The sequence below is a fragment of the Candidatus Poriferisodalis sp. genome (assembly GCF_965214215.1).
In the GTDB taxonomy this organism is placed as follows: Bacteria; Actinomycetota; Acidimicrobiia; order Acidimicrobiales; family Poriferisodalaceae; genus Poriferisodalis.
Window position 1 is genome coordinate 749,056 of the sequence record NZ_CBDCBD010000003.1, and the last position, 3,539, is coordinate 752,594.

At 67.9% G+C, this 3,539-nt stretch carries 4 protein-coding genes; all 4 read right to left on the reverse strand.

What is annotated here, in order from left to right; translation table 11 throughout:
* Nucleotides 1-3: 3 nt before the first annotated feature.
* Nucleotides 4-204 (reverse strand): DUF2283 domain-containing protein, encoded by a 201-nt coding sequence (locus ACOOF5_RS05855; RefSeq protein WP_420437540.1) that lies wholly within the window; start codon nucleotides 202-204, stop codon nucleotides 4-6.
* A gap of 141 nt (nucleotides 205-345) precedes the next feature.
* On the reverse strand, nucleotides 346-744 hold the full coding sequence (locus ACOOF5_RS05860) for a hypothetical protein (protein ID WP_420437542.1): 399 nt from the start codon (nucleotides 742-744) through the stop codon (nucleotides 346-348).
* 208 nt (nucleotides 745-952) lie between these two features.
* Nucleotides 953-1,549 carry a recombination mediator RecR gene (gene recR, locus ACOOF5_RS05865; RefSeq protein ID WP_419837219.1) on the reverse strand — a complete coding sequence of 199 codons (597 nt, stop codon included), beginning with the start codon at nucleotides 1,547-1,549 and terminating at the stop codon, nucleotides 953-955.
* A 34-nt stretch (nucleotides 1,550-1,583) separates the two neighbouring features.
* The gene (gene dnaX, locus ACOOF5_RS05870; protein WP_420437545.1) at nucleotides 1,584-3,419 is read right to left on the reverse strand and encodes a DNA polymerase III subunit gamma/tau; all 1,836 of its coding nucleotides are present in this window, start codon (nucleotides 3,417-3,419) and stop codon (nucleotides 1,584-1,586) included.
* Between the last annotated feature and the right edge of the window lie 120 nt (nucleotides 3,420-3,539).

Genomic DNA, 3,539 nt, shown 5'->3' on the forward strand with positions numbered 1-3,539 from the left:
CGGCTACTTCTTCTCGAAGCTCACGGCAGAGATATCCACACAGCAGGATCGTGCAGACAGTCGCAGCATCTCGATGCCGACGACTTCGTCTTCTTGGTTGAAATCCAACACCACATCGGGCGCTGCTTCCACCGAATGCACTACCTCCGAGTCATCGAGGCGGAAGTACAGGGCATCAGATTGCTCGTCAACTTGGAGTCTCATATGTTCCCTCGCATCGAACGATCGAAGAACGCGCTGACAACCCGCCACGGCGTCGATTCGGTATTGACAGCTACACGCAACACTCTGCCGCCGTCCTCGGGAACTTGAGCATAGAACCGCTCGACGGTCGCATCGTGCGCGTTACACGGCAGCGCGAGGCAGGACCTCGGTCGCCACGGGCATCGGCCACAACGCTGCTTCGACCGCCTCGCCGACCGCTCTCGCATCTGCAGCGGGTGCTTCGAGGTACACACGGCTCGCGCCGAGCAGCTCAGTCAACCGGGCAAACGGGGCCGGATCAACGAGCATCGCCCCGACCACGGCTGCGGGCGCGGTAGCGAGCGCGAGCAGCACGCCGCACGGGTCCACGAACACCGCGGCAACCCCCTGCGATGCCGTTCCGGCGCTGCGGCACAGTGCCTGCGCATGGCACGGCCCCGCCACCATCACCCGTTCATCGGGTGACGGTCGGAACACCGCAACAGGCAGCTCGTGGGCCGTGCGGCCTGTCGTCGGGTCGTTGTGGTCGAAGGCAGCCATAGCACTCCTCGCGCGCGCAGGTCGCCAGGGAAGTGCCGACCGGACCGTAAGCAGCCGCCGTCCCGCCGTCCAGCGATTAACGCCCCGCCCCCCTGAGGAGCCGCGCGAGTAGGTGAGCCCTCCCGTTGCCGCACTCGTCATTTCCCGCTCTCGTTCGCTGTCGCTCACGGGCCGCTCGGGCCACGGCTTCGCCTATCGGCTCAGCCTCTTAGGGGGCGAGGGTGCGGCGGTTGCGCAGGGCTCGTTCGAGGGTGAGCTCATCTGCGTATTCGAGGTCGCCCCCCACGGGCAGGCCGCTCGCCAGTCGAGTGACCTGCACACCGAGCGGTTCGAGCTGGCGGGCGAGGTACATCGCGGTGGTGTCGCCCTCGATGTTGGGGTTGGTGCACACGATCAGCTCGGTGACCGACTCGCTGTCGAGACGTGCGAGCAGCTCGCGAATGCGCAGCTGTTCGGGGCCGACGCCCTCCAGCGGGTTCAGCGCCCCGCCGAGCACGTGATAGCGACCCCGGAAGCCGGCTTTCTCCATCGCCACTACGTCGCGAGGCTCTTCTACGACACAGATCATCCCGTTGGCCCGGGCCGGGTCGGCGCAGTTGGGACACGGGTCGGTCTCGCTGAGGTTCCAGCACTGGCTGCAGAATCCGACCCGATCCTTGGCTGCAGTGATGGCCGCGGCCAGGCGATGTGCATCGGCCGCCGGTCGCTTCAGCAGCCAGAACGTGATGCGTTGCGCACTCTTTGGACCGATGCCGGGCAGGCGGCTGAGCTCGTCGATCAGGTCTTCGACCGCGTCGTCGTACACGTCAGTCCCTGCCGCCGGTGATCACTAGAGAGTGTCAGGTGGCGCCCTCGTCGTCGCGGACCACGACCGAGCCCGGAAAGCGCTCCACGATCCGCTGCACCTTCGCTTCTCGGGAAAGCGGAGCCGGAGCTTCCTCGGTTGGTGCCAGCGCCGACGGCGACGGCGACGGCGACGGCGCATCATCGGCGCCGGCCTTCGCGGTCGAGCTGGATTCGCCCCCCGCGTCGCTCACCTCAATGCGAGCTTCCTGGTCGAGCAATGCCGACAGGATCGGCCGTACCTCATTGGTTCTGCGACGGGCTTGGGCCAGCGGCACACCTTCACTCAGTCGAATCATCACCACATTGCGCTCATGAGCGAGAACAGTCGCGTCGCGGAACAGACCTGCTGCAACCGGACGCAGTTTCCCCACAACCTGGGTTTCCCACATGCGCTGGATGTCATCGGCCGTCATCGCTGCGCCAGACGGCGGTGCGGACTCGACTGCCATGTCTGGCTGGGGTGCTGCTTCTGGCGACAGGGGAGCGGTGGCATCGCCCCTGGGCGCGCCGACCGCGGCGTCAGGCGGCGGTTCGGCTTGCGCCTGCACTGCAGCAGACTCAGCCGTCGTCTGCTGCGCTGCTGCGGGAGTCGGGGGCGCAGGCGGTGGTGCAGCAGTCGCAGGCGCGAGCTGGGGCGCGGGCGGTGGGGCATCCAGCGACGGCGGCGCCGTGGTCGCGGCCATCGCGGCGCGCGCGGCAGCCGGTCCGCCGCCCCCAGACGCGGTTCGTTGCGCCGGTCCGCGCTCCTCCGACGCCGGCGCAGCTCGTGACGATGCGCCAGCGCCCGCGGCATCGTCGGCGAGCAAGCCCACCAGTGCGGCCTCGAGGGTCAGGCGCCGGTCGGCCGACTGCGGCATCTGCGCCAGCGCGCTGCCGAGCGCCTCGAGCGCCCGCACGTTGGCGCGCCGACCCATCGCGTCGCTCAGCTCCCGGGCCGAGGTGATGTCGGCCTGCGGCAGTTCAGCGGGCTCCACCCCGGCACCCACCAGGAACATGTCACGCAGGCGGCGAGCGGTCCGCTCGGCGAGATCACGGGCGTCGACACCTGCCGCAGTGGCCGCTGCGACGGCGATCAGCGTCGACGCTAAGTCGGCCTGTGTCAGCGCCCGCACCAGCGCGTTGACGTCGGTGCGGTCATCAGGTATGCCCCCGGCCGCCAGCACCGTATCGAGCGCGGAGAGCGCGTCGCGCACCGACCCCGCACCGCGTTCGGTCACATAGTCGACGACAGCGTCATCGACCGGCGCTCCGGCGGCGTCGGCGATCGCCCGCACATGGGGCGCCATCTCGTCGGCTCCCACCAGCGAGAGCTCGAACTGCTGGGTGCGGCTGCGGATGGTGGGCAACACCTTGTTCGGATCGGTCGTGGCAAGGATGAAGACCACGTGAGGCGGCGGTTCTTCCAGCGTCTTGAGCAGTGCATTGGATGCCGCCGCCGACAGCATGTGCACCTCATCGAGCAGGTACACCTTGCGACGCCCCGAGCTGACCAACGCCGCCTTCTCGGTCATGTCACGGATGTGGTTCACCGAGTTGTTGGACGCCGCGTCGAGCTCGATGAGGTCCATCGAGGTGCCCGCAGTGACGGCGATGCAGCTGTCGCAGGCTTCGCAGGGTTCGCCGTCGTCGAGGGACTCGCAGTTGAGGGCCTTGGCGAGGATGCGTGCAGTGGAGGTCTTGCCGGTGCCGCGGGGTCCGCTCAGCAGGTACGCGTGCCCGACACGGTCGTCTCGGACAGCATTACGCAAGGCCCTGACCAGGTGAGGCTGGCCGACAACCTCTGCAAACCGCTGAGGCCGGAACCTCCGGTAGAGCGACTGATGCGGCATCTTGGAGGCGATCCTAAGCCCGAATCCGCTGGCAGGACAGCGGATTTGTGCGGGATGCGTCCACCAGAAAGGTCTCCTGACGTGGGATGTTGCCGTCAGTCGGTGACGGCGAGCCGTGCG

What these genes read in the sequence shown, in the direction of transcription:
- dnaX (WP_420437545.1), bottom strand. Translation starts at nt 3,419, where the DNA reads ATGCCGCATCAGTCGCTCTACCGGAGGTTCCGGCCTCAGCGGTTTGCA.
- ACOOF5_RS05860 (WP_420437542.1), bottom strand. Translation starts at nt 744, where the DNA reads ATGGCTGCCTTCGACCACAACGACCCGACGACAGGCCGCACGGCCCAC.
- ACOOF5_RS05855 (WP_420437540.1), bottom strand. Translation starts at nt 204, where the DNA reads ATGAGACTCCAAGTTGACGAGCAATCTGATGCCCTGTACTTCCGCCTC.